Origin of the sequence: Erwinia sp. B116 (genome assembly GCF_002865965.1) — a bacterium.
GTDB lineage: Bacteria > Pseudomonadota > Gammaproteobacteria > Enterobacterales > Enterobacteriaceae > Erwinia.
This window is the reverse complement of sequence record NZ_JRZZ01000126.1, coordinates 1-465: the sequence shown is the minus strand read 5'-3', so window position 1 is coordinate 465 and position 465 is coordinate 1. Positions and strand designations below refer to the sequence as shown.

The window sequence follows — 465 nt, the reverse complement described above, 5'->3', positions numbered from 1 at the left end:
CGACAGCGCTTCGCGGGTCAGGCCGGAGACGGCTTCGCTGAAGGTGATGGTCACGGTGGACGCCTCACCCGCTTTCAGCGCGGTGTCGCTCAGCTGGATGGTGGCGGTCGGGAGCTTCGTGTCGATCGCAAAGTTGTCCGATTCCACGAGGCCCTGACCGATATTGCCCGCCGCGTCACGCACCCAGGTCTGGTTAAGGACCAGCTGGTTAGTCGCATCGGTCACATCAGCGTTCGGCGTGTAAGTGCCGGTCCAGGTAATCCCGCCATCGGTGGTGATCAGCTCGGACAGCGTACCGTTTGGCGCCGACAGCGCTTCGCGGGTCAGGCCGGAGACGGCTTCGGAGAAGGTGATGGTCACAACGGACGTTTCACCCGCACGCAGCGCGGTGTCGCTCAGCTGGATGGTGGCGGTTGGCAGCTGCGTGTCGATGGCGAAGTTGTCCGAGGACACCAGGCCCTGGCC

Annotated in this window: 1 protein-coding gene; it reads right to left on the bottom strand. The window is 64.5% G+C overall.

Annotated features, from left to right (window positions below; genetic code table 11):
- Positions 1-465 (bottom strand): Ig-like domain-containing protein (locus NV64_RS23585; RefSeq protein ID WP_199177722.1); only part of this gene is annotated, 465 nt, incomplete at both ends.